We start from the raw sequence: 22,591 nt of genomic DNA, 5'->3' as shown, positions 1-22,591 counted from the left end.
TGCCACGGATACGATCTAGACACTCGCATCCTCGCAGGTCAACGGCACCTTTCTGCTATCGGGACGTCAGCCCGCCCAATTCCGCTGAATACCCAGGGTTAGGCATCCTGGCCGGCCAGCCCGGCAACCAGGACAGGCGTAACCTGCTCCACCTGCCAGGGCCGCGCGCCGTACGAGGCAAGTGCTGCCGCAACCGTTTCCTGGTCCAGCGCCTTCGGCGGCTCCCAGCACACCCGTCGCACCGCGTCGGGGGCCACGAGGTTCTCCTGGGGCATGTTCAGCTCCTCGGCCAACGCCGAGACGGCCGCTCTCGCCGCACTGAGCCGCGCGGCCGCCGCCGGATCCTTGTCGGCCCAGGCCCGCGGCGGGGGAGGCCCCGCGACCGGCTGCCCCGGCTGGGGCAGCTGGGACTCGCTCAGCTCCTTCGCCCGGTCGACCGCGGCCTGCCACTGCTCCAGCTGCCGCCGCCCCATCCGTTGCCCGTACCCGTTCAGCGCGGCCAGCGCGTGCACGTTCGCCGGAAGGGCGAGCGCGGCCTCCACGATGGCCGCGTCGGACAGCACCTTGCCCGGCGACACGTCCCGCCGCTGCGCGATCTTGTCCCGCGTCTGCCACAGCTCGCGCACGACTCCCAGCTGCCGTCGCCGGCGCACCTTGTGCATGCCGGACGTACGACGCCACGGGTCCTTGCGGGGCTCGGGCGGCGGGGCGGACGCGATCGCGTCGAACTCCTGGCGGGCCCACTCCAGCTTGCCCTGCCGGTCCAGCTCCTTCTCCAGCGCGTCACGCAGGTCGACCAGGAGCTCGACGTCGAGGGCCGCGTAGCGCAGCCACGGCTCGGGCAGCGGCCTCGTGGACCAGTCCACCGCGGAGTGGCCTTTTTCGAGGACGAAGCCCAGCACCCCCTCGACCATCGCGCCGAGGCCGACCCGCGGGAACCCGGCGAGCCGTCCGGCCAGCTCGGTGTCGAACAGCCGCGTCGGCACCATGCCTATCTCGCGCAGACACGGCAGGTCCTGGGTGGCGGCGTGCAGGACCCACTCGACGTCGGAGAGGGCGTCGCCGAGCGCGGACAGGTCGGGGCAGGCCACGGGGTCGATCAGCGCACTGCCGGCGCCCTCGCGACGCAGCTGCACCAGATAGGCGCGCTGGCCGTAGCGATAGCCGGAAGCCCGCTCGGCGTCCACGGCGACGGGGCCGGAGCCGGCGGCGAGGGCGGCGATCACCTCGGCGAGGGAGGCCTCGTCGGCGATCACGGGAGGGATGCCCTCGCGTGGTTCGAGCAACGGTGTCGGCGCCCCGGAATCAGTAGATTCGCCGTCGTCCGGAGGGGCGCCTCCGGTGGTTCGCAGTGAACTGGCTGCTGCGGTTTCTTGGGCGTCGGTCACCTGTCAAGGGTATCTGTGTATGGACGGCGTCCGCCGACGGAACGTTCCGTCGGCGGACGCGAGAGGGTCGTAAACCGGTCAGGTCGGTGAATGATCGGGGTGACGGGGCTGCTCGTAGGGCTTGCGGTGCTGCCGGTCGGTCAGTGGAGTCAGTGGATGATGCCGGTCCGCAGGGCCACCGCGACCATGCCGGCGCGGTCGCCCGTGCCGAGCTTGCGGGCGATGCGGGCCAGGTGGCTCTTGACGGTCAGCGCCGACAGGCCCATCGAGACACCGATCGCCTTGTTCGACTGGCCCTCCGCGACCAGCCGCAGCACCTCGACCTCACGGCCGGAGAGCTCGCGGTAGCCACCCGGGTGACTCGGGGCACCCGGGGGGCGGCGGTGCAGGCGGGCGGCCGAGCCGAGGGGGGCGGCACCGGGTCGGTTGGGGAGACCGAGGTTGGTGCGGGTACCGGTGACGACGTAGCCCTTGACACCGCCCGCGAGGGCGTTGCGCACGGCGCCGATGTCGTCGGCGGCGGAGAGGGCCAGCCCGTTGGGCCAGCCCGCGGCGCGGGTCTCCGACAAAAGGGTGAGGCCGGAGCCGTCGGGCAGGTGGACGTCGGCGACGCAGATGTCGCGGGGGTTGCCGATGCGGGGACGAGCCTCCGCGATGGACGAGGCCTCGATGACGTCGCGCACACCGAGCGCCCAGAGATGACGGGTGACGGTGGAGCGGACGCGCGGGTCGGCCACGACCACCATGGCGGTGGGCTTGTTCGGGCGGTAGGCGACCAGGCTTGCGGGCTGCTCGAGGAGAACGGACACCAGGCCTCCTGGATGGGGGACGGGGGGCCGGCTCGTGGGGCTTGTGGGGAGGAAGCCGGGACGAACCGTGCTTTCAAGGTCACAGTCGTCTTCGGCAGCGAACCCGGGGTCCTTTAGAGAATGATCACGATCTAGTGAGTAACAATCTGTGCGATTCGGACATGCGATCGATCATCCGAAGATCGAGTCGGTTTAAGTGGGCTTCTTACGGGACCGAAAATGGCCGTATCGACAAAGAGATGGTCAACGTGAGTGTGGCCCCCTGCGCTGCGGCAGCGTCACCACCGACGCGTCCCCCGGCCCGGCCGGCGGCAGCCCCGCGACCTGCGCCAGCAAGTCGCACCAGGACGTCAGGTGCGCCGCCGTGTCCGGCACCCCGCCCACGCCCTCGCGAGGCGTCCAGGAGGCCCGGATCTCGATCTGCGAGGCCGCCGGCCGCTCCGCCAGCCCGCCGAAGTAGTGTGAGCTCGCGCGCGTGACGGTCCCGCTCGGCTCCCCGTACGCCAGCCCGCGCGCCTGGAGCGCGCCGGTCAGCCACGACCAGCACACCTCCGGCAGCAGCGGGTCGGCGGCCATCTCGGGTTCCAGCTCGGCTCGGATGAGGGTCACCAGCCGGAACGTTCCCCGCCAGGCGTCGTGCCCCGCCGGGTCGTGCAGCAGCACCAGCCGTCCGTCCGCCAGATCCTGCTCGCCGTCCACGACCGCCGCCTCCAGCGCGTACGCGAACGGGGCGAGCCGCTTGGGAGCCGGTGTCGGCTCGACCTCGATCTGCGGCCGCAGTCGCGTCGCCCTCAGCGCGTCGACGGCGGCCCGGAAAGGCAACGGAGCCGACGTGCTCCCATCCCGGTCCCCCTCGTTCGCGTCATCCATCCCGCCAGCGTCGTCCGACAGTCGTCCCTGAGCCGCAGCCATGCGGGGAAGATTAAGGGGAACGGGGCCTTCGCGCAGGGCAAGACACCCCTGCGCTGCTCGCGGACGGATGCGCGCTGGGCGAACAGACACACGGCCCACCCTCCTCGAACACACCTGCCGCAGACATCGACGGGACACGGCCGGGCCGAGCCAGGTGCACCGAGGGTCGGGCAGGGCCCGCTGGAGGCGTGGCGGGGGGGCATGGTGGGCGTCCGGGGAGGGCGTGGCGGGCGTGCGGAGGTGTTGTAACGGGCGCGGTGGGGCGTGGCATGGGGGCCTGCGGGGGCATGGCCGGGCCGGCAACGGCAGAGGTGCGCGGGGGCGTGGTCGAGGTGGGGTGGGGGTGTTGCGCGGGCGTGGGGGAGTTCCGGCGGGAGCGGGGCGGAGAGCGAGCAGGGGGCCGGCTCGGGGGGTTTGGGGGCGTGCGAGACTTGCCGGCGTGAGCGTGAACGAGAGCCCTGCGGGCCGGCAGCCGACAGCGACGTACGACAGTGCCTTTCTGAAGGCGTGCAGGCGTGAGCCCGTGCCGCACACGCCCGTGTGGTTCATGCGGCAGGCCGGGCGCTCGCTGCCGGAGTACCGCAAGGTCCGCGAGGGCGTCGGGATGCTCGAGTCCTGCATGCGGCCCGACCTGGTCACCGAGATCACCCTCCAGCCGGTCCGCCGGCACCACGTGGACGCGGCGATCTACTTCAGCGACATCGTCGTCCCGCTCAAGGCGATCGGCGTCGACCTCGACATCAAGCCCGGCGTCGGCCCGGTCGTCGAGAAGCCGATCCGCACCCGCGCCGACCTCGCCCAGCTGCGCGACCTCACCCCCGAGGACGTCTCCTACGTCACCGAGGCCATCGGCCAGCTGACCGCCGAGCTCGGCGCCACCCCGCTGATCGGCTTCGCGGGGGCGCCGTTCACCCTGGCGAGCTACCTCGTCGAGGGCGGTCCGTCGCGCACGTACGAGAACGCCAAGGCGATGATGTACGGCGACCCGGAGCTCTGGGCCGACCTGCTGGACCGCCTCGCGGAGATCACGGCCGCCTTCCTGAAGGTGCAGATCGAGGCGGGCGCGAGCGCCGTCCAGCTCTTCGACTCCTGGGCCGGCGCGCTCGCCCCGGCCGACTACCGCCGTTCGGTGCTGCCCGCCTCCGCGAAGGTGTTCCGCGCCGTCGAGGGCTACGGCGTCCCGCGCATCCACTTCGGCGTGGGCACCGGCGAGCTGCTGAAGCTCATGGGCGAGGCCGGCGCGGACGTCGTCGGCGTCGACTGGCGCGTCCCGCTCGACGAGGCCGTCCGCCGGATCGGCCCCGGCAAGGCACTGCAGGGCAACCTCGACCCGACGGTGCTGTTCGCCGGCGCCGAGGCCGTCGAGACCAAGACCCGAGAGGTGCTCGACGCGGCCGCCGGCCTGGAGGGCCACGTCTTCAACCTCGGCCACGGCGTCATGCCGTCCACCGACCCGGATGCGCTGACCCGCCTGGTCGAGTACGTCCACACGCAGACCGGCCGGTAACAGGTCTCACCATGTGTGCCGGGGCCGGGCCCGTCTGCCGAACAGCAGGCCGCGCGGCTCCGGCGGCGGCGGTGTGCCCGGCTTGAGCGGCCAGGCCATCAGCATGCCCGCGAGGAAGCCCACGACATGCGCCGCGTACGCCACGGTGCCCGCGCCGGAGACGCCCTCGCCCGAGGAGTACACCGCCTGCAGCACGAACCAGAAACCCAGCACCAGCCAGGCGGGCAGGCGCAACGGCAGAAACACCAGGAACGGGACGAGCACCCACACCCTGGCCTTGGGATACAGCACCAGGTACGCGCCCAGCACCCCTGCGATCGCCCCCGACGCGCCGATCAACGGATCGGTCGAGTCGGCGTTGAGGACGGCGAAGCCGTACGACGCCGCGTAGCCGCAGGCGACGTAGAAGAGCGCGAAGCGGACGTGCCCCATGCGGTCCTCGATGTTGTTTCCGAAGATCAGCAGAAACAGCATGTTGCCCAGCAGGTGCAGCCAGCCGCCGTGCAGGAACATCGCGGTGAGGACGCTCAGCGCCGGCGACTTGTCGTAGCCCGGCGGCCCCAGCTGGCAGGTCGCACCCATGGTCTCACCGGTGGGGACGAGCTGCGGCAGCTGATGGTGGATCAACTCGCGTGGCACGGCCGCGTAGTGATCCAGGAAGGCGTGCAGATGGCACGTCTGGGCCAGGCTGCTGTCGCCCGCCACGGAGCCCGACAGGCCGGGCATGAACCAGAAGACGAAGACGTTCACCGCGATCAGCGCGTACGTCACCACGGGGGTGCGGCGCACGGGGTTCACGTCATGGACGGGGATGACCACAAGGAAGTACTGCCCCCGATCCGTTCGACGAACCGGTGAACGCGGGTCCCCACGGGTGCGTATGAACCGGCAACCGCTCGCGGCACGAGGAAGGCGGGCCGCGGGGACGACGTGAGGAACAGGCGAATGAACGACCGAGTTACTCCCACGATGCACGCCACGCCCGACGGCGAGGCGGAGATCTCCCTGGTGATCCGGCTGCCCTGGGAGGACGTGGCGCGGCTCGGCCAGGAGGCCGGGCGGCTCGCTTCGCAGATGCAGCGGCCGGTGACGCTGGACGAGGCTGTCAGCAACCGGTTGCGGACGCGGCCGGCGGTCGCGGCGCATGCGAAGCCGGCGGAACAGCCGGCCACCGCGGCGGTTTCTGCGCTGCCGCGACTGACCGGAACCGCTTAAGGAGCGTTGCGGGGCGGGCGCCTGAGGGCGGGTGCGTGGGGGACCGGTCGCACAGTTCCCCGCGCACCCTGGGCCAGTTGACCTTACGCCCGCCTAGAAGTTCCGTACTTTCGCCGACGCCTTTCTTGCCGCTACCAGTACGGGGTCCCACACCGGTGAGAACGGCGGCGCGTACCCCAGGTCCAGGGCCGTCATCTGTTCCACCGTCATTCCGGCCGTCAGGGCCACCGCCGCGATGTCGACGCGCTTGCCCGCGCCCTCCCTTCCGACGATCTGGACGCCCAGCAGACGGCCCGTCCTTCGTTCGGCGAGCATCTTGACCGTCATGGGGGAGGCGCCGGGGTAGTAACCGGCGCGGCTGGTGGACTCGATGGTGACGGTCTCAAACTGGAGGCCGACCCTGCGCGCGTCCTTCTCGCGCAGACCCGTGCGGGCGATCTCCAGGTCGCAGACCTTGCTGACGGCCGTGCCGACCACGCCGGGAAACGTTGCGTAACCGCCGCCGACGTTGGTTCCGATGACCTGGCCGTGCTTGTTGGCATGGGTGCCGAGGGCGATGTGGCGTTCCTGGCCGGAGACCAGGTCGAGGACCTCGACGCAGTCGCCCCCGGCCCAGATCGACCCGTCGGCGAGGGGGCCGCGCACCCGCATCGCGAGGTCCGTGAGCAGCCCGCCGTGCGCGCCGAGAGGCAGTCCGGCGGCCTTTGCGAGACCGGTTTCCGGGCGGACGCCGATGCCCAGCACCACCACGTCCGCCGGGTACTCGTCGTCCTCGGTCACCACCGCCCGCACCCGGCCGTCCCCGGCCGTGCGCACTTCGGTGACCTCGGCGTCGTTCACCATGGTGATGCCCAGGCCCTCCATGGCCCGGTGCACCAGTCGGCCCATGTCCGGGTCCAGGGTCGACATCGGCTCGCTGCCCCGGTTGACGACCGTCACCTCGTAGCCGCGGTTGATGAGCGCCTCGGCCATCTCCACGCCGATGTACCCGGCTCCCACGACCACGGCCCGCTTCCCCCGCGCGCGTGCCAGCGTGTCGAGCAGCGCCTGCCCGTCGTCGAGCGTCTGCACCCCGTGCACGCCCGGCGCGTCCACCCCCGGCATGTCCGGCCGGATCGGGCGGGCCCCGGTCGCGATGACGAGCTTGTCGTACGACGTCCAGGACTGTGCCCCGGAATCGACGTCACGCGCGCGTACCCGTCGTCCGGCCACGTCGATCTCGGTGACCTCGGTGCGCAGCCGCAGGTCGATCCCGCGCGCGCGGTGCTCCTCGGGCGTGCGGGCGATCAGATCGTCCCGTTCGGTGACGTCGCCGCCCACCCAGTACGGGATCCCGCACGCCGAGAAGGACGTGAAGTGGCCGCGTTCGAAGGCGACGATCTCCAGTTCCTCGGGCCCCTTCAGCCGGCGGGCCTGGGACGCCGCGGACATGCCCGCGGCGTCACCGCCGATCACGACCAGTCGCTCGATGCTCATACGAACACGCTACGGGGGGCTCGCAGTTCAGTCCTGCTCGGGCTCGCCCGCCGTCGGCACGCTCGCCCCCGTGCTGCCGGCCCCCGTGCCGTAGCTCCCGGGCTCGCCCGCCCGCGCCGCGCGCCGCCGCGGTCGTACCAGCCGCAGCCACGCCAGCAGGAGCAGGGCGGCCACCGCGAGGAAGGGCAGCACCGCGCCGAACGCGACGGCGATCCAGCGCAGCATCGTCACGAAGGCGTCCCAGCCGCCGGCCAACGCGTCCACGAACCCCGGATCGTCGTCCTCGGCGGCCGGGGCGACCGGCTTCTGGGACAGGGTCAGGGTGACGGTCGCCAGGTTCGTGCGGTCCTTCAGGGAGGCCTGCTCGGCGAGCAGCGCCTCCAGATCGGCCTCCCGGCTGCTCAACTCGCCCTCCAGGGTGACCACGTCGCTCAGCTTGGTGGCCCGGTCCATCAGCTCGCGGACCCGGGCGACGCTGGCGCGCTGCGAGGCGATGCGGCTGTCGACGTCGACGACCTGGTCGGTGACGTCCTGGGCCTTCGCCGTGCGCTCAAGGAGCTTGCCCGCGCCCTGAAGGGCGGCGAGGACGTCGTCGTACTTCTCGACGGGCACCCGCAGCACCACCCGGGTCCGCTCGGCGCCGTCCTGGTCCCGGACGGTCGTCTCGTCGCCGACATAGCCGCCCGCGTTCTCGGTGGTCGCGCGGGCCTCGTCGAGAGCCTTCGGCACGTCCTTGACCTGCACGGTCAGGGAGGCCGTGCGGATGATGCGGTTCGCCGTGAGCTTCGGCGCGGCGGTGGCCTTCGAGGCGCTCGCGCCCGCGCCCTCCTTGGCGTCCTGGGCGGCCGAGTTCCCGGAGGCCGCGTCCCCGGCGCCGGCCTCCGAGACGGCGGCCTTGTCGGCCTTACCGCCCGCGTCCGTGTCGTCCGCGCCGCTGCATCCGGTGAGCGCGAGCGCGCCGGCCAGCAGGAGTCCGGGCAGGACGTGGGCGGGTCGTGCGGATCGTCGTGTGCTCATGTGGGTGCCCCCCGAGGGTCGTGGCGACTTAACCGCTCCTTCGACGTCCGGGTGGGCCCAGACGTTGGCGGGGATCGGTTCCGAAGAGGTCACGGTCGGGACGCGGGGAGGACACCGGGGCGCGGCGGGAGTGGCGGCGGGAGTGTCAGTGGGGTCTGAGAGAGTGGGGACATGAGCGCAACGGGTACGGGCACGGGGCAGCACGTCGTGGTCATCGGCGCCGGAATCGCCGGGCTGGCCGCGGCCCACCGGCTGCTGGCGCACGGCGCGCGGGTGACCGTGCTGGAGGCGTCCGACCGGGTGGGCGGCAAGCTGCTGCCCGGCGAGATCGCGGGCGTGCGCGTGGACTTCGGCGCCGAGTCGATGCTGGCCCGCCGGCCCGAGGCGGTCGCCCTCGCGCGCGAGGTGGACCTCGACGACCGCCTGCGGCCGCCGGCCACCGCCACGGCCTCGATCTGGACCCGCGGCGCCCTGCGCCCCATGCCCAAAGGCCACGTCATGGGCGTCCCCGGCACCGCGGACGCCCTCTCCGGCGTCCTGTCCGACGAGGGCCTCGCCCGAATCGAGCGCGACGCCGACCTGCCCCGCACGGAGGTCGGGGAGGACGTGGCGGTGGGGGAGTACGTGGCGGCCCGCCTGGGCCGCGAGGTGGTCGACCGTCTCATCGAGCCGCTCCTGGGCGGGGTGTACGCCGGTGACGCCTACCGGATCTCGATGCGCTCGGCGGTCCCGCAGCTCTTCCAGGCGGCGCGCACGCACACGTCGTTGACGCAGGCCGTCCGCGAGATCCAGGCCAAGGCGGCGGCCGGCCGGCAGACCGGGCCCGTGTTCATGGGCATCGAGGGCGGCGTGGGCTCGCTGCCGCTCGCGGTCGCCGAGTCCGTCCGGGCGCGCGGCGCCGAGATCCACACGCGCGTGCCGGTGACCGGGCTGCGCCGGGAGCCCGCGGGCGGCTGGCAGGTCACCGCGGGGGAGCGGGTGCTGCGCGCCGCCGCCGTGGTCGTCGCCGTCCCCGCACCGGCCGCCGCCGCACTGCTGGCCGTCGAGTCCCCCGGGGCCGCCGCCGAACTGCGCACGGTGGAGTACGCCTCCATGGCCCTTATCACCCTCGCCTACCGGCGCACCGAGGCCGCCCTGCCCGACGGCAGCGGCTTCCTCGTCCCGCCCGTCGACGGCCGCACGATCAAGGCCTCCACCTTCGCCTCCCAGAAGTGGGGCTGGATCGCCGACCAGGACCCCGACACGGTCGTGCTGCGCACCTCCGTGGGGCGGTACGGCGAGACGGAGATCCTCCAGAAGGACGACGCGGAACTCGTCGACGTCTCCCGGCACGACCTGCGCGAGGCCACCGGCCTGGAGGCGACGCCCCTCGAAACCCGCGTCACCCGTTGGACGGACGGCCTGCCCCAGTACCCGGTCGGCCACCACGCGCGGGTGGCCCGCATCCGCGAGCACGTCGCGAAACTCGCCGGCCTCGCCGTGTGCGGCGCGCAGTACGACGGCGTCGGCATCCCGGCCTGCATCGCGAGCGCGTACGCCGCGGTGGACCAGCTCCGCGGCGACCTGAGCGCCGTCCGGGAGCTCACGGCCAACCCGGTGCAGAGTCTGCACGGCGGAGCGGGAGAATGAGAACCATGAGTGACGACGCCCCCACCACCGAGGCCGGCAGGATCCCCAACAAGGGCAAGCTGGCCAAGGACCTCAACGAGGTCATCCGCTACACCCTGTGGTCCGTCTTCAGGCTGAAGGACGTGCTCCCCGAGGACCGCGCGGGCTACGCCGACGAGGTCCAGGAGCTGTTCGACCAGCTCGCCGCCAAGGATGTGACGATCCGCGGCACCTACGACGTGTCCGGTCTGCGCGCCGACGCCGACGTCATGATCTGGTGGCACGCCGAGACCGCCGACCAGCTCCAGGAGGCGTACAACCTCTTCCGTCGCACGAGGCTCGGCCGCGCCCTGGAGCCGGTCTGGTCGAACATGGCGCTGCACCGCCCCGCCGAGTTCAACCGCTCGCACATCCCGGCGTTCCTCGCCGACGAGACCCCCCGCGACTACGTGAGCGTCTACCCCTTCGTGCGCTCCTACGACTGGTATCTGCTGCCCGACGAGGACCGGCGCCGCATGCTCGCCGACCACGGCAAGATGGCCCGCGGCTACCCGGACGTCCGCGCCAACACGGTCGCCTCGTTCTCGCTCGGCGACTACGAGTGGATCCTGGCCTTCGAGGCCGACGAGCTGTACCGCATCGTCGACCTCATGCGCCACCTGCGCGCCTCCGAGGCCCGTATGCACGTCCGCGAGGAGGTCCCGTTCTACACGGGCCGCCGCAAGTCGGTGGCCGAACTGGTCGCAGGGCTCGCCTGATCAGCTCCTGGGCCGGTCGGCCTGCTCCTTGGACGGGGCCGGCGGTCGCGGTTCCGGGTGCGGTGCGCAGGCCGCGCGCCGCACCGGGAGCCGGCCCTGGAGCAGATAGGCGTCCAGATAGCCGTTGACGCAGGCGTTGGGACCGCCCGCGATGCCGTGGGTGCCGGAGTCCCGCTCGGTCACCAGCACCGAGCCCGTCAGCCGCCGGTGCATCTCCAGGGCGCCGGCGTACGGCGCGGCAGCATCCCGCTCGGCGGCCAGGATCAGCGTCGGCGGCAGCTCTCCCGGACCGGTCCGCACGTCGAGCGGCCGCTGCCGGGGCGCCGGCCAGAACGCACACGGCAGGTTCGCCCACACGTTGTCCCATGTCTCGAACGGCGCGACGCGCGCGAGCCGCGTGTTGTCGCGGTCCCACACCTTCCAGTCCGTCGGCCACGAGGCGTCGTTGCACTCCACGGCCGTGTACACGGCATTGGCGTTCTCCGCCTCCGCGGCGGCCTCCCGCACCGGCCCGGCCTGCGCGATCAGCTGCCTCGGATCGCCCTTCAGGTACTCCGACAGGGCCTGCGCCCGGGCCGGCCAGTAGTCGTCGTAGTACCCGGCCTGCAAGAACGCGCTCTGGAGCTGGCCCGGCCCCACCGTCCCGCCGGCCGGCGCCGCGGCCAGCCGGGCCCGGGCCCGCTCGTACCCGGCCAGCACCGCCTCCGCCGTGCGGCCCAGGCCGTACACGTCGTCGTGCTCGGCGATCCACTCCCGGAAGTCCGTCCAGCGGCTCTCGAACGCCGCCGACTGGTCGAGGTTGTTGCGGTACCAGATCTGCGCCGGGTCCGGGTTCACGGCCGCGTCGAACACCATCCGCCGCACATGCGAGGGGAACAGGGTCGCGTAGAGCGCCCCGAAGTACGTGCCGTACGACGCCCCCATGAACGTCAGCCGTTCCTCGCCCAGCGCGGCGCGCAGCACGTCCAGGTCACGGGCGTTGTTGAGCGAGTTGTAGTGCCGCAGGGCGCTGCCCGCCCGCTTCCCACAGCCCTGCGCGTACGCCTTCGCCTGCGCGATGCGCTCCCGCTTGTACGACTCCGAGGGATGGACCGGGGCGGGGGAGGGGCCCTTGAAGAAACGTTTGGGATCCTGGCAGGACAGGGGCGCCGAACGGCCGACCCCGCGCGGGTCGTAGCCGACGAGGTCGTAGGCCGCCCCGATCCGCTTCCACTCCGGCAGCAGCCCGATCAGCGGGAAGTACAGCCCGGAGCCGCCGGGACCGCCCGGGTTGAAGACCAGCGCGCCCTGCCGGGGCACCCGGAGCTTGCTGTTGTGCGGGTCCCGGTGCGTGGCCCGCACCCGACTGACGGTCAGTTTGAGCTGCCTGCCGTTGGGGCGGGCGTAGTCCAGCGGGACGACGACCGTGCCGCACTGCATGCTGCCGGGCAGGTCCTGCGCGTCGGAGCAGTTCCCGAAGTCGACGCCCTTCGCCGCGGCCCGCGCGGCGGCGAGCGCGACACCCGTGGCGATGCCGGGGGCGGCGGCGACGGGCAGGCCGGGGGCGTTCGGGACGCCGACCGCCGGGGCGCCGGCCGCGGGGAGGGCGGAGAGTGCGGTCAGCAGCAGGGCTCCTGCGGCCGAGTGGAGGGCGGCGGCTCTCATCGGGTGTCCCTTCGGTGCGCGGCGGCGACAAAAGGGATGTTTGGTTCGGTCGTGGGGGAAGGCAAGCACCACCGGCGGGTGTCGGCGCCAATGCCCCTTGTGCGCACCCTGGTGGTCGAGCGCGCCCGGTCTCAGTCCCGCCCGGACTGCTCGCGATGCGCGAACGCCGCCCGCAGGTCCGGCTCACCGACCGCACGGATCCCGCGTACGGCGACGGAGGTCAGATACGTACGGTCGTCCCCCGTGCTCCCGGCGCGCCGGGGCAGCGCGCCCAGCAGCCGCTGCCCGGCCGGGGAGGCCCAGCGCGAGTACGGGTGCGCCTCGACCCGCGCTATGGCCAGACAGCTCAGGGTCAGGGCGAGGGGCAGCGCGAACCAGAGCGCGACGAGCGCGCGGGGCATGTCGGGGGTCGCGGGGACCAGCAGCGCGGTCGCGCCCAGCCCGAGGACGACCACGGCGGCGAACTGCACCTGCCGTACCCCGGCCGCGACCGTCGTACGGGCCCCGTCGGGCACCGCCAGGCCGGCGCTGACGAGCCGGTCGGCGAGGCCGCGCACCGCGTCCGCGGCCGACGCGGCGGCCCGCACCGGCGCGATACGGGACTGCCCCTGCGGGCCGATGGCTCCTATGACCGACCGTTCCATGTCGTCGCGCCCGCGCGGGTCCACGACGGTCGCCCAGCCGGTGTGCGCCAGCAGCAGCCGCTGCTGGCGTGCCATGGAGACCATGGTGAGGTCGGCGACCCGGCCGGGGCCGCCGGACAGGAAGGCCGCCTCGTAGAGCGTCAGGTCATGTCCGAGGCCGGCGTTCTCGTCGACGGTCGCCGCCCGGACGGCGGCCAGGCACAGGCGTGTGCACGCCGCGCCCGCGACGGCCCATGCCAGCAGCAGGAGAAGCACCCAGACCATGCCGTGTTTCTATGCCAGACGCCCCAGGAAACGCCATGCCTTGTTCACTATCCGGACCGAGCGTGGTGGGTATGTGACGTTCCGCTTGCCTTCGTCCGGGCCCGGGGCCGGAGCTGGGTTCAGGAACCGGGCGGTGGGCTGGCCGCGGCCGGCGGCAGTGTGTACGTGGGATACGGCGACGGCGCGGCCGGTACGGCCCACCCCGGATCGGTCGTCGGGCCGGGCTGGCCGGATGAGTTGGTGAGCGGCGGTGTGCTGCCGGTGGCCATGTCCCGGGCGAGGGCGTCGAAGTCGACGTACCCGGTGGCCTCGAGGATCTTGATGTGGTCCAGCACGGTGGTATTGGCGTCGTCGGCGAGCTCGCGCACCAGCGAGTTGCGGGTACTGGCCCGCACCTGGGCGACGACGGAGAACACCCGGCCGTGCGCGAGGCGCAGGAGGTTGGCGAACTTCCAGTCGTACTGCTCGCCCTGCGCCGCGTCGAGTTCGCGCAGCCAGCCCTTCTGCTGTTCGTTGGGCTCGTTCGGCAATGCGAGGCCCAGTCGGGAGGCGACGGAGCGTACCCGCTCGTCCAGGAAGGTGTGCCCCGCGACGAGGTGCCGGCCCGCCGTCCGCACGGCCTCGGTCGTGCCCTTCGTCTGCGCCTGCCGGCCGGCGGGCAGCTCCCACAGCCCGGCCAGCCGGACCTTGGTGACGAACTCCCGGTCCAGCGCGGACAGCGGCCCGTACTGCGTCGACACGCTCTGCGCGTTCAGCACGTCCACTCCCGTGCCCGAGCGGTCGGTGTACGACCAGATCGGGAAGACCAGCGCCGCGAGGGTCGCCGCCAGGCCCGTGAGGATGAGCCCGGTACCACTGAAGATGCCTCTGCCCTTGATCGGGGGTCGCGGGCGCATGGTGCCTCCTGCTCGCGGCACTGCACGCTAGTGCGCTTCGGTTGCGGGGACTGGCATATTACTTCGCCGGTTCCGTCAACTGCCGTACAGGGGCGAATAATTGCATTACGGACATATCTGGTGAAGCGGGAGAGTGGAACGAGGTGGCAAAGCGGTAGAAACGGGCGGTAAACGGTTGGGATACGTGGCGAGAGCGTCGAGTGTCTCGAGCGCGGTGGGCGGTGTTAACCCCGGCACATCCGTCACCGTCGGATCAACGACCGCCCCACCCGTCCCACCTGACCCAGCCGTGACGTCGGTCGTGGTGCCGGTCCCGAGCGGTCCAGCCACCAGCGGCGCAGCTCGCGGCGGGACCGGACCTCCGTCAGCCGTCCGCCCAGCAGCAGCTCCTCGGCGAAGTCGAGGGCGTCCTGCCGACAGCCGCCGCGCATCGGATGCCCCTGGGCGTACGCGACGAACGCGGTTCGGTAACCGTTTCCGAGGATGAGCGGCAACTCGGGGGCCACCTTCGCCACCACGTCCGCCCGCTTCGCCGCCAGCGCCCTGGCCTGTACACCGAGCCGCACCCGGTCGAAGCCCTCGGGCACCGGTGTCCCGGCCACGAGCGCGGACAGCAGAGCCGTCTGGGCGAGGCCGAGGCGCTGGCGGGCAGCCGCCGTCTCGTCGTCGCAGGCGGTCGGTTCCGTCTCCCTGGCGGCCGAAGAGGATTCGTCCGCCGTCGTGGCGCGCTTCCCCCCGCCCGACCGGACCCGCACGACGGCGCTCTCCTCTGTCCTGCGCTCCTGCGCCCCGCGCTCCTGCGCGCCGCGCTCGACGGCCTTCCGGATCGCGTCCAATTCCCGCTCCAGCTCGGCCGGTTCGGGGAAGTTCTCGTCCCGCTCCAGCAGTACACCCGGCGGCGACACCCGGGACGCCAGGTCGGTCAGGATGTCGAGGACCGGCCGGGGCACCGGGTGGGCGTGGCTGTCGTGCCAGACGCCGTCCCGCTCGAAGCCGCCCGCGACATGGACGTAGGCGATGGCGTCCAGGGGCAGTTCGGCGAGCGCCTTGGCGGGGTCCTCGCCACGGTTGACGTGGTTGGTGTGCAGGTTGGCGACGTCGATGAGCAGTCGCACGCCCGTGCGGTCGGCCAGCTCGTACAGGAACTGCCCCTCGGTCATCTCCTCGCCCGGCCATGCGACGAGCGCGGCGATGTTCTCGACGGCGAGGGGCACGGGCAGCGCCTCCTGCGCGATGCGCACGTTCTCGCACAGTACGTCGAGGGCGTCGCGGGTGCGCGGCACGGGCAGCAGATGCCCGGCCTCCAGCCGCGGGGACGCCGTCAGGGGGCCGCCCGCACGGACGAACGCGATGTGTTCGGTGACCAGCGGCGACCCCAGCGCCTCGGCCCGCTCGGCGAGGGCCGCGAGGCGCCCCTCGTCGGGCCGCTCCGCGTCGCCGAGCCCGAGCGAGACGCCGTGCGGGATCACGGTGACCCCGCGCTCGCGCAGCCGCAGCAAGGAGTCGGGCAGATGTCCGGGACACACGTTCTCGGCGACGGTCTCGACCCAGTCGACGCCCGGCATCCGCTCCACGGCGTCCGCGATCTCCGGCCGCCAGCCGATTCCCGTCCCCAGTCGCATCATGGCCCCCGCCTCCTTCGTCCCCCTCGGTGGTGACGGTGGTATGACCCCACCGCCGTCGGCCGAACCGCTCGCCATCCGCCTTCAGAGCAACATTTGAGGTTCGGGCACGGCGGGAGACCGAGGGAGGCGAGACGCGGAGGGGAAAGGCGGGCGAAGGAGATCAGCGGGTGCGCAGGGCGGGATGCTCCGCGACCACCGTGCAGCTGCCCGGCGCGATCTCGGTGAACCCGGCGTCCCGCACCAGCGGCAGTCCGCTCACCGTGAGCTCACGCCACCGGTCCGGCTCCGCGATCCGCACGGCGAGCGGAAACCCCGCCTCGCGCCAGGCGTCCCGTTCCTCGTCCGACAGTTCCCACCAGGCGAGCTGCGCGCCGTGCCCGGCCTGCGCCATCGCCTTCCCCGCGGACATCTGCACCTCGGGGCTCATCCACAGCACGGCCGTCCCCGGTTCGACGCCCGCGGGCGGTTCCGGGTCGTCGAAATCGGTTCCGGAAACCTGCAGCTTCGCCAGTTCCTTCGGCCATCCGTCCAACGGCACCGGCGGGAACACCCGCACCTGCGCCGACTTCCCCGTGAGGGTGATCCCCGGCAACTCCTCGGCCCGCCGCCACTCGGCCCCCCGAGCCCGCCGGACGACTTTCCGGATCCGGGCGTCCTGCCAGTCCCGCATGACCTGCGCCCACGCGCCGTCCCCGACGGACCGCTCATCACCGAGCATCACGAGCACCGCACGAGCGGCGGTCTCCAGAGCGTCGGTACGGGCGGGCGGCGCGGCCTTCTCCACCCGCACGACGAGCGGCAACACGAACTGGGGAGCCTGATCACGGGGGTTCGGCTCGGTCTGGAAGGGACTCTCACTCACAGACGCAGGCTACTGGACTCGCCGAAACGCCCGGAGGACGGCATCACCGTCGTCCGCTCGCCGCCCCGATCAGCTCGGAAACCTTGACGAACCGGTATCCCTGTCGGCGCAGCTCCGGCACGATCGTGCGCACCGCCCGCTCGGTCGTCGGCGCGGCGCTGCGGGTGCAGTGCATGACGACGACGGAGCCCGGCTTCACGCCCTCCAGCACCTGCCTGGCCACCGCGTCCGCGTCCGTCGCGAACGCGTCCCCGCTGACCACGTCCCACTGCACCGCGGTCACGCCCGTGCCGCTCACCGCGCGCAGCGCCCGCTGGTCGTAGCAGCCGCCGGGGAAACGGAAGTAGGGCATCGCGTTCGGCACCCCGGCCTTGCGGAACGCCGCGTACGCCCGTTCCACGTCCGCCCGCATCCGGTCCGCGGGGACGGTCGGCAGGCCGTAGCAGTCGTCGGTGAACGCGTAGTGGCTGTAGGAGTGGTTGGCGAGCTCGAACTGCGGATCGCGGCCGATCGAGCGGGCCTGGTCCGGGTACTCCTCGGCCCAGCGGCCGGTCATGAACACGGTGGCCGGCACCTTCAGCGCGCGCAGCGCCGCGATCAGCCCGGGGTTGTCGAAGTGCTCACCGGACGCGGCTCTGGCCCCTTCGTCGGCGGTCATGTCGGCGTCGAAGGTGAGGGCGACGGTTTTGCCGGCGGTGCGGGGGGCGTTGCGGAAGACGGGGGTGAGACCGGCCGGGCCGGGGGCCAGTGTGGGGGGCCGGGAGGGAGCGGCGGTCTTGCCGGGGGCAGCGGGGGTGCGAGGGGCGGGGGAGGTGTGGGCGGGGGCGGCCGGGTGGGCGGCAGGCGGTTCCTGGGCGGCGGTGCCGCAGGCGGTGAGGCTGCCGAGGGCGGTGCCGAGGACGCAGAGGGCGGCGAAGCGACGTACCGGAGTGATCATCGTATGAATGTATGAGGAGTGCGTCGCGGGCTGTGCGGATATATGGCCGCGTCTTCGATGGCATCACCCGCCCGGGCTCTCGCTTGCTCAGCAGGACGAGAACGGCGGGCGCGGCGGTGCGCGGTTCGTCGGCGCAAAGACGCCCGTTACTCGTCTTTACTCGTCGACGGCTTTCGGGGGAGGCGGTGGTGGGGCAGGCGGCAGGGGCTGTTGCTGCTGGGGAGGTGGCGGGAGCGGTTGCTGGGCCTTTTCCAGGAAGCGCAGCAGCTCCACCGGGAACGGCAGGACGAGCGTGGAGTTCTTCTCGGCGGCCACCGCCACGACCGTCTGGAGCAACCGCAGCTGGAGCGCGGCGGGCTGGTCGGACATCTGCTCCGCCGCCTCGGCGAGTTTCTTCGACGCCTGGAGCTCGGCGTCCGCGTTGATGATCCGCGCCCGTCGCTCACGGTCGGCCTCGGCCTGGCGGGCCATCGAGCGCTTCATGGTGTCCGGCAGGGACACGTCCTTGATCTCGACGCGGTCGATCTGCACGCCCCAGCCGATGGCCGGGCTGTCGATCATCAGTTCCAGGCCCTCGTTGAGCTTCTCCCGGTTCGACAGCAGGTCGTCCAGCTCGCTCTTGCCGATGATCGACCGCAGTGAGGTCTGCGCCATCTGCGAGACGGCGAAACGGTAGTCCTCGACGTTGATGATCGCGGCCGCCGCGTCCACCACCCGGAAGTACACGACCGCGTCGACCCGCACGGTCACGTTGTCGCGGGTGATGCCCTCCTGGGCGGGAATGGGCATCGTCACGATCTGCATGTTGACCTTGCGCAGCCGGTCCACGGCCGGGACGACCAGCGTGAAGCCCGGCGGTCGGACGTCACCGCGCAGCCGGCCGAGCCGAAGGACCACCCCGCGCTCGTACTGCTTGACGACCCGGGCGGCCGCCCCCAGGTACACAAGGCCCCCGGCGGCGACCACCGCGGCCGCGCCCAGCAACTCCTCGAGCATGACGACCTCCTCAGCAAGAGGTCTGTAACAGCCGTTCTGCCTGCTTATGCAACGATATGCCCGGCGTGCGGCCCGGGGCCACGCGGTGGGCTCCGGGCCGGACAGCGAGCGCCAGGGCGCTGCGAGCCGCTTCGTGCGCTAGCCGGCCGTAACCGGTTCCGCCACCTTTACCGGTTCCGTGACCTTCACCGGCTCCGTGCCGACCGCGCTGTGCCGCTCGGCCCAGGTCTCCAGGGCCGTACGGCAGGCGTGGTCGAGGTGGTGCAGGCCGGAGAGGTCCAGCTCGACGGGGCGGTCCTGCGGGAGGGACTCCAGGCTGTCGAGGATCTTCGGCAGGCGCAGGAACGTCGCGTTGCCCGACAGATACGCCTGCACGGGTCCTGCGCCCTTGTCGACGACCTCCAGCCGCAGGTGAGAGGCCTCCCACGCGGTCTTGGCGACGGCCAGCGCGAGACCGATGAGGACGCCCTCGAACATGCTGACCGCGACGATCGACACGGCCGTGACGACCAGGATCAGCGCCTCGCCGCGGTGCTCGCGCCACAGCCCCACGATCGCCCGCACGGGCACGAGCTTGGCGCCCGCGTGCACGAGGATGCCGGCCAGCGCCGGGATGGGTATGTACGCCAGCACGTCCGGCAGCAGGGCCGCGAACAGCAGCAGCCACAGCCCGTGCAGCACGCGGGACGCCTTCGTCCGCGCGCCCGCCTGCACGTTGGCCGCGCTGCGCACGATCACCGCGGTCATGGGCAGCGCGCCGAGCACTCCGCACAGGGCGTTGCCCGCGCCCTGCGCCATCAGCTCCTTGTCGTACTCGGTGCGCGGGCCGTCGTGCAGCCGGTCCACCGCCGCCGCGCTGAACAGCGACTCGGCGGACGCGATCAGGGTGAACGCGACGATCGTCCCGAGTAGACCGACCGCTGCCAGGTCGCCGAAGGCGGACAGGGGCGGCGGCTGGATGGAACCGAGCAGGCCCTGTACCTCGACGGTGGCCACGGGCAGGTTCAGCAGCAGCGCGGCGAGCGTCGCCAGGCCCACCGCGGCGAGCGGACCGGGCACCGTCCGGACCTTTGCCGGCAAACGCTTCCACAACACCAGTACGGCGATGGTGCCGGCGCCGAGCGCGAGCGAGGCCGACGCGTCGGCGTTGCCGACCGCGTCCACGAGCGCCTCGGGCAGCCCGGCGATCTTCCCCAGGCCGGACTCCGGCGCCTTGGCGCCGACCACCGAATACAGCTGACCGGCTATCAGCACCAGGCCGATTCCGGCCAGCATGCCCTCGACGACCGAGACCGAGATGGCCCGGAAGTAGCGCCCCAGCTTCAGGGCGCCCATGGCGATCTGCAGAGCGCCGGTCGCAAGGACGATCACTCCGAGGGCGGGCAGGCCGAACTCCTGCACCGCCTCGAAGACCAGCACGGTCAGTCCGGCCGCCGGACCGGACACCTGCAGGCTGCTGCCCCGCATCAGCCCGGTGACGATGCCGCCGACGATGCCGGTGACGAGCCCGAGCTCGGCCGGCACGCCGGAGGCCACGGCCACGCCCACGCACAGCGGGAGCGCCACCAGGAACACGACGAGTGAAGCGGCGAAGTCCTGCTTGAGGTGGGGGAACCTGGATATTCGCTGGGGGGTCTCGTTGGTCATCGCGGCGCTCACAGGGCCTCGAAGCCGTCGGTGTCCACGCGGTGTTCGCGTACGGCGCCGGTGTGGACCTCGTAGTACCAGCCGCGCACCCGCAGCCGGCCGTCGGCCAGCCGCTTCTCCACGCACGGATAGGAGCGCAGCCGCAGCAGCTGGGCGAGCACGTGGTTCTGCACCGCCCGCATGACCGTCGGGTCGTCGGGGTCGGTGGAACCCGGCTCGTCCGCGGCGTGCGCGAGCCAGTCGCGGACGGCGGGGACGCCGTCGAGGTCGTCGCCGCGCACCAGCGCGCCGATGGCGCCGCAGTGCGAGTGGCCGCAGACCACGACGTCCTGGACGCCGAGGACCTCCACGGCGTACTCGATGGTGGCCGCCTCGCCGGTGGGGCGGTCGGAGACGTACGGGGGCACGATGTTGCCCGCGGTGCGCAGCTCGAAGAGCTCGCCGGGGCGGGCGCCCGTGATCAGGGCGGGAACGACCCGCGAATCGGAGCAGGTGATGAAGAGCACCTGCGGGGACTGGCCTTCGGCGAGCTTGGCGAACTCCTCAGGGCGCTGTCCGAACGTACGGGCGTTGTCGATGAGGGGCTGCATGACGTGGTGACTCCTCCTGGCGCGCCGTGGGGGCGCGTCGGATGTGCAGGACACAGGACAGGTGGGGGAACTGCTGCTGCGCTCTGCTCTCTCAGCAGCGGAAGACCTGAAGTGCCGCCGGAGAGTGGGCCGTCGAGGATCTCGACGAGCGGTGATAGGGGTCGCCGGGCCGGGCCGGCTGATGCTCGGCCGCGGGATCCTGCGCCAGCAGCGCGCGCTCGGGCTCCTGGGGCGCCGAGGCGGCGGAGGCGGAGGTGGCGGCGCGGTGACGTTCGCGGGTGCGCAGGGGGTCGGCGAGGCCGCCGGATCGGTCGCAGTCGCGCAGCGTGGCGATCTCGTCGCGCTTCGCCTTGGCGGAGAGCTTGATTCCGGGCTGGGTCTTGGCCTCGGCCTGACGCACCGTGTGCGCGTGTGCGAAGGATGACGTGGGAGCGAAGAAGGGGAGGGCGAGCAGCACGGCGGCGAGGACCGCGATCACGGCTCGGGCCGTCGTACCTCGGAACATGCGCCTCCCTCCCCACGATTCGCTCTTCCAGCCCAGACCAACGGTTGGTCAACGACTGGTCAAGAAACACGTTAACCCTGCGAAGTTGTTTGCAGGGTTAACTCGGCGTTTCGAGATGAGGTGCGCCTCAAAATTGAGGGGTGGGTGGCGCGAACCGACTCTTGACCTGGCGGCCAAGATCGACTAGGGGGTCTCTATGAGTCGCCCCGCGTCGCGAGCCAGCGCGGTGAGCCGGGAGATCGCGCGGAAGTACTTCTTGCGGTACCCGCCGTTCAGCATCTCCTCGCTGAACAGCCGGTCGAAGGGCAGTCCGGAGGCCAGGACCGGGACCTCGCGGTCGTAGAGCCGGTCGGCCAGGACCACGAGCCTGAGGGCCGTGGACTGGTCGGGCACCGGCTGCACGTCCGTGAGACAGACCGCCTTCAGGCCATCCGTGAGCGCGCCGTAACGGCTCGGGTGGACCTTGGCGAGGTGCTCCAGCAGATGCGGGAAGTCGTCGAGCGAGGAGCCCTCGGTGGCGTACGCCGCCTTCGCCACCTGTTCGTCGGAGTACGGCGCCGGCGCCTTGGGCAGCCCGCGGTGGCGGTAGTCCTCGCCGTCGATGCGCAGCGCCCGGAAGTGCGCCGACAGGCCCTGGATCTCGCGCAGGAAGTCGGCGGCCGCGAACCGGCCCTCGCCGAGCTTGCCGGGCAGGGTGTTGGAGGTGGCGGCGAGCGCGACGCCCGCGTCGACCAGCTTCCCGAGCAGCGTGGAGACGAGAACGGTGTCGCCGGGGTCGTCCAGCTCGAACTCGTCGATGCACAGCAGCCGGTGCCCGGAGAGCGTGCGCACCGTCTGCTGGAAGCCGAGGGCGCCGACGAGGTTGGTGAGCTCGACGAAGGTGCCGAACGCCTTGAGGTCCGGCGCGGCGGGGGTGGCGTGCCACAGGGACGCCAGGAGGTGCGTCTTGCCGACGCCGTAGCCGCCGTCGAGGTAGACGCCGCGTGGGCCGGCGGGCGCCTTGGCCGCCTTCGCCCTGCCGAAGCCGAACAACCCCCGTTTGGCGGTACCGGTGGCATGCGCCCCGCCGAGTCCGGCCGCGAAGCCCTCCAGGACGCCGACCGCCTCGGTCTGGCTGGGCTGGTTCGGATCCGGGATGTACGTGCTGAAACGCACCGAGTCGAAGCGCGGCGGCGGCACCATCTCGGCGACCAGCCGGTCCGCGGGGACATGCGGCTGACGGGTGCAGAGGGAGGCCGGGGCCGCGTCGGCTATCGGGCCGATGCCGGGGACGAGGGAGGAGGACGACACG

Annotated in this window: 21 protein-coding genes; 4 read left to right on the top strand and 17 right to left on the bottom strand. The window is 72.2% G+C overall.

The window, feature by feature from the left end; genetic code table 11:
• Positions 1-98: 98 nt before the first annotated feature.
• The 3 genes from ACZ5SK_RS19410 to ACZ5SK_RS19400 all read right to left on the bottom strand — a co-directional run bounded on the left by ACZ5SK_RS19410 (position 99) and on the right by ACZ5SK_RS19400 (position 3,067).
• A complete protein-coding gene (locus tag ACZ5SK_RS19410) occupies positions 99-1,388 on the bottom strand; it encodes a ribonuclease D (protein WP_334576311.1) in 1,290 nt (429 codons plus the stop codon).
• Positions 1,389-1,537: 149 nt separating this feature from the next.
• Entirely contained in the window at positions 1,538-2,197 is a 660-nt protein-coding gene (locus ACZ5SK_RS19405) for a helix-turn-helix transcriptional regulator (protein ID WP_079658912.1), read from the bottom strand.
• A gap of 243 nt (positions 2,198-2,440) precedes the next feature.
• Positions 2,441-3,067, bottom strand: coding sequence for a DUF3000 domain-containing protein (locus tag ACZ5SK_RS19400; RefSeq protein WP_334576310.1), 627 nt, complete (start codon positions 3,065-3,067; stop codon positions 2,441-2,443).
• A gap of 481 nt (positions 3,068-3,548) precedes the next feature.
• Here ACZ5SK_RS19400 and hemE point away from each other — a divergent pair, with 481 nt between their 5' ends.
• A complete protein-coding gene (gene hemE, locus ACZ5SK_RS19395; RefSeq protein ID WP_334576309.1) occupies positions 3,549-4,616 on the top strand; it encodes a uroporphyrinogen decarboxylase in 1,068 nt (355 codons plus the stop codon).
• A 6-nt stretch (positions 4,617-4,622) separates the two neighbouring features.
• Here hemE and ACZ5SK_RS19390 read toward each other — a convergent pair whose 3' ends face one another.
• The gene (locus ACZ5SK_RS19390) at positions 4,623-5,435 is read right to left on the bottom strand and encodes a rhomboid family intramembrane serine protease (RefSeq protein ID WP_334576308.1); all 813 of its coding nucleotides are present in this window, start codon (positions 5,433-5,435) and stop codon (positions 4,623-4,625) included.
• Positions 5,436-5,561: 126 nt separating this feature from the next.
• On the opposite strand from ACZ5SK_RS19390, the gene ACZ5SK_RS19385 reads away from it, so the two are divergent.
• Positions 5,562-5,831, top strand: a complete 270-nt coding sequence (locus ACZ5SK_RS19385) for a hypothetical protein (protein ID WP_319342429.1) — start codon at positions 5,562-5,564, stop codon at positions 5,829-5,831.
• Between the two features lie 93 nt (positions 5,832-5,924).
• Here the strand turns inward: ACZ5SK_RS19385 and ACZ5SK_RS19380 are convergent, their stop codons facing one another.
• Complete coding sequence (locus tag ACZ5SK_RS19380) at positions 5,925-7,307, bottom strand: FAD-dependent oxidoreductase (RefSeq protein ID WP_468576333.1); 1,383 nt, start codon at positions 7,305-7,307, stop codon at positions 5,925-5,927.
• Between the two features lie 27 nt (positions 7,308-7,334).
• The gene (locus tag ACZ5SK_RS19375) at positions 7,335-8,324 is read right to left on the bottom strand and encodes a DUF4349 domain-containing protein (protein WP_334576303.1); all 990 of its coding nucleotides are present in this window, start codon (positions 8,322-8,324) and stop codon (positions 7,335-7,337) included.
• A 171-nt stretch (positions 8,325-8,495) separates the two neighbouring features.
• Between ACZ5SK_RS19375 and hemG the strand changes: the two genes are divergently transcribed.
• Entirely contained in the window at positions 8,496-9,953 is a 1,458-nt protein-coding gene (hemG, locus tag ACZ5SK_RS19370; protein WP_334576301.1) for a protoporphyrinogen oxidase, read from the top strand.
• Between the two features lie 5 nt (positions 9,954-9,958).
• Positions 9,959-10,690 carry a hydrogen peroxide-dependent heme synthase gene (gene hemQ / locus ACZ5SK_RS19365; protein WP_079658904.1) on the top strand — a complete coding sequence of 244 codons (732 nt, stop codon included), beginning with the start codon at positions 9,959-9,961 and terminating at the stop codon, positions 10,688-10,690.
• On the opposite strand, the gene ACZ5SK_RS19360 is transcribed toward hemQ, so the two are convergent.
• The 11 genes from ACZ5SK_RS19360 to zapE all read right to left on the bottom strand — a co-directional run bounded on the left by ACZ5SK_RS19360 (position 10,691) and on the right by zapE (position 22,590).
• Positions 10,691-12,334 carry an alpha/beta hydrolase gene (locus ACZ5SK_RS19360; protein ID WP_468156495.1) on the bottom strand — a complete coding sequence of 548 codons (1,644 nt, stop codon included), beginning with the start codon at positions 12,332-12,334 and terminating at the stop codon, positions 10,691-10,693. It abuts the gene before it with no gap.
• 131 nt (positions 12,335-12,465) lie between these two features.
• Positions 12,466-13,242, bottom strand: a complete 777-nt coding sequence (locus ACZ5SK_RS19355; RefSeq protein WP_334576298.1) for a TIGR04222 domain-containing membrane protein — start codon at positions 13,240-13,242, stop codon at positions 12,466-12,468.
• A 119-nt stretch (positions 13,243-13,361) separates the two neighbouring features.
• Positions 13,362-14,138, bottom strand: a complete 777-nt coding sequence (locus tag ACZ5SK_RS19350; RefSeq protein WP_334576297.1) for a DUF4142 domain-containing protein — start codon at positions 14,136-14,138, stop codon at positions 13,362-13,364.
• 242 nt (positions 14,139-14,380) lie between these two features.
• A complete protein-coding gene (locus ACZ5SK_RS19345; protein WP_334576296.1) occupies positions 14,381-15,763 on the bottom strand; it encodes an MbnB/TglH/ChrH family RiPP precursor modification enzyme in 1,383 nt (460 codons plus the stop codon).
• Between the two features lie 160 nt (positions 15,764-15,923).
• Positions 15,924-16,625: a peptidyl-tRNA hydrolase gene (locus tag ACZ5SK_RS19340; protein ID WP_334576294.1), complete on the bottom strand. Its 702-nt coding sequence runs from the start codon at positions 16,623-16,625 to the stop codon at positions 15,924-15,926.
• 43 nt (positions 16,626-16,668) lie between these two features.
• On the bottom strand, positions 16,669-17,562 hold the full coding sequence (locus ACZ5SK_RS19335) for a polysaccharide deacetylase family protein (RefSeq protein WP_361705340.1): 894 nt from the start codon (positions 17,560-17,562) through the stop codon (positions 16,669-16,671).
• A gap of 156 nt (positions 17,563-17,718) precedes the next feature.
• Complete coding sequence (locus ACZ5SK_RS19330; RefSeq protein WP_334576292.1) at positions 17,719-18,558, bottom strand: slipin family protein; 840 nt, start codon at positions 18,556-18,558, stop codon at positions 17,719-17,721.
• Between the two features lie 138 nt (positions 18,559-18,696).
• Positions 18,697-20,205 (bottom strand): SulP family inorganic anion transporter, encoded by a 1,509-nt coding sequence (locus ACZ5SK_RS19325; protein WP_334576290.1) that lies wholly within the window; start codon positions 20,203-20,205, stop codon positions 18,697-18,699.
• An 8-nt stretch (positions 20,206-20,213) separates the two neighbouring features.
• Positions 20,214-20,795 carry a carbonic anhydrase gene (locus tag ACZ5SK_RS19320; protein ID WP_334576289.1) on the bottom strand — a complete coding sequence of 194 codons (582 nt, stop codon included), beginning with the start codon at positions 20,793-20,795 and terminating at the stop codon, positions 20,214-20,216.
• 91 nt (positions 20,796-20,886) lie between these two features.
• Positions 20,887-21,300, bottom strand: a complete 414-nt coding sequence (locus ACZ5SK_RS19315; RefSeq protein ID WP_334576288.1) for a hypothetical protein — start codon at positions 21,298-21,300, stop codon at positions 20,887-20,889.
• 183 nt (positions 21,301-21,483) lie between these two features.
• Positions 21,484-22,590, bottom strand: a complete 1,107-nt coding sequence (gene zapE, locus ACZ5SK_RS19310; protein WP_334576286.1) for a cell division protein ZapE — start codon at positions 22,588-22,590, stop codon at positions 21,484-21,486.
• Position 22,591: the final 1 nt, after the last annotated feature.

Source organism: Streptomyces sp. NPDC031474, assembly GCF_055581185.1.
This window is presented reverse-complemented; position numbering and strand designations above follow the sequence as displayed.

What these genes read in the sequence shown, in the direction of transcription:
- ACZ5SK_RS19375 (WP_334576303.1), bottom strand. Translation starts at nt 8,324, where the DNA reads ATGAGCACACGACGATCCGCACGACCCGCCCACGTCCTGCCCGGACTC.
- ACZ5SK_RS19385 (WP_319342429.1), top strand. Translation starts at nt 5,562, where the DNA reads ATGAACGACCGAGTTACTCCCACGATGCACGCCACGCCCGACGGCGAG.
- ACZ5SK_RS19345 (WP_334576296.1), bottom strand. Translation starts at nt 15,763, where the DNA reads ATGATGCGACTGGGGACGGGAATCGGCTGGCGGCCGGAGATCGCGGAC.
- ACZ5SK_RS19315 (WP_334576288.1), bottom strand. Translation starts at nt 21,300, where the DNA reads ATGTTCCGAGGTACGACGGCCCGAGCCGTGATCGCGGTCCTCGCCGCC.
- hemQ (WP_079658904.1), top strand. Translation starts at nt 9,959, where the DNA reads ATGAGTGACGACGCCCCCACCACCGAGGCCGGCAGGATCCCCAACAAG.
- ACZ5SK_RS19335 (WP_361705340.1), bottom strand. Translation starts at nt 17,562, where the DNA reads ATGATCACTCCGGTACGTCGCTTCGCCGCCCTCTGCGTCCTCGGCACC.
- hemG (WP_334576301.1), top strand. Translation starts at nt 8,496, where the DNA reads ATGAGCGCAACGGGTACGGGCACGGGGCAGCACGTCGTGGTCATCGGC.
- ACZ5SK_RS19325 (WP_334576290.1), bottom strand. Translation starts at nt 20,205, where the DNA reads ATGACCAACGAGACCCCCCAGCGAATATCCAGGTTCCCCCACCTCAAG.
- ACZ5SK_RS19350 (WP_334576297.1), bottom strand. Translation starts at nt 14,138, where the DNA reads ATGCGCCCGCGACCCCCGATCAAGGGCAGAGGCATCTTCAGTGGTACC.
- ACZ5SK_RS19320 (WP_334576289.1), bottom strand. Translation starts at nt 20,795, where the DNA reads ATGCAGCCCCTCATCGACAACGCCCGTACGTTCGGACAGCGCCCTGAG.
- ACZ5SK_RS19330 (WP_334576292.1), bottom strand. Translation starts at nt 18,558, where the DNA reads ATGCTCGAGGAGTTGCTGGGCGCGGCCGCGGTGGTCGCCGCCGGGGGC.
- ACZ5SK_RS19360 (WP_468156495.1), bottom strand. Translation starts at nt 12,334, where the DNA reads ATGAGAGCCGCCGCCCTCCACTCGGCCGCAGGAGCCCTGCTGCTGACC.
- ACZ5SK_RS19380 (WP_468576333.1), bottom strand. Translation starts at nt 7,307, where the DNA reads ATGAGCATCGAGCGACTGGTCGTGATCGGCGGTGACGCCGCGGGCATG.
- ACZ5SK_RS19400 (WP_334576310.1), bottom strand. Translation starts at nt 3,067, where the DNA reads ATGGATGACGCGAACGAGGGGGACCGGGATGGGAGCACGTCGGCTCCG.
- ACZ5SK_RS19355 (WP_334576298.1), bottom strand. Translation starts at nt 13,242, where the DNA reads ATGGTCTGGGTGCTTCTCCTGCTGCTGGCATGGGCCGTCGCGGGCGCG.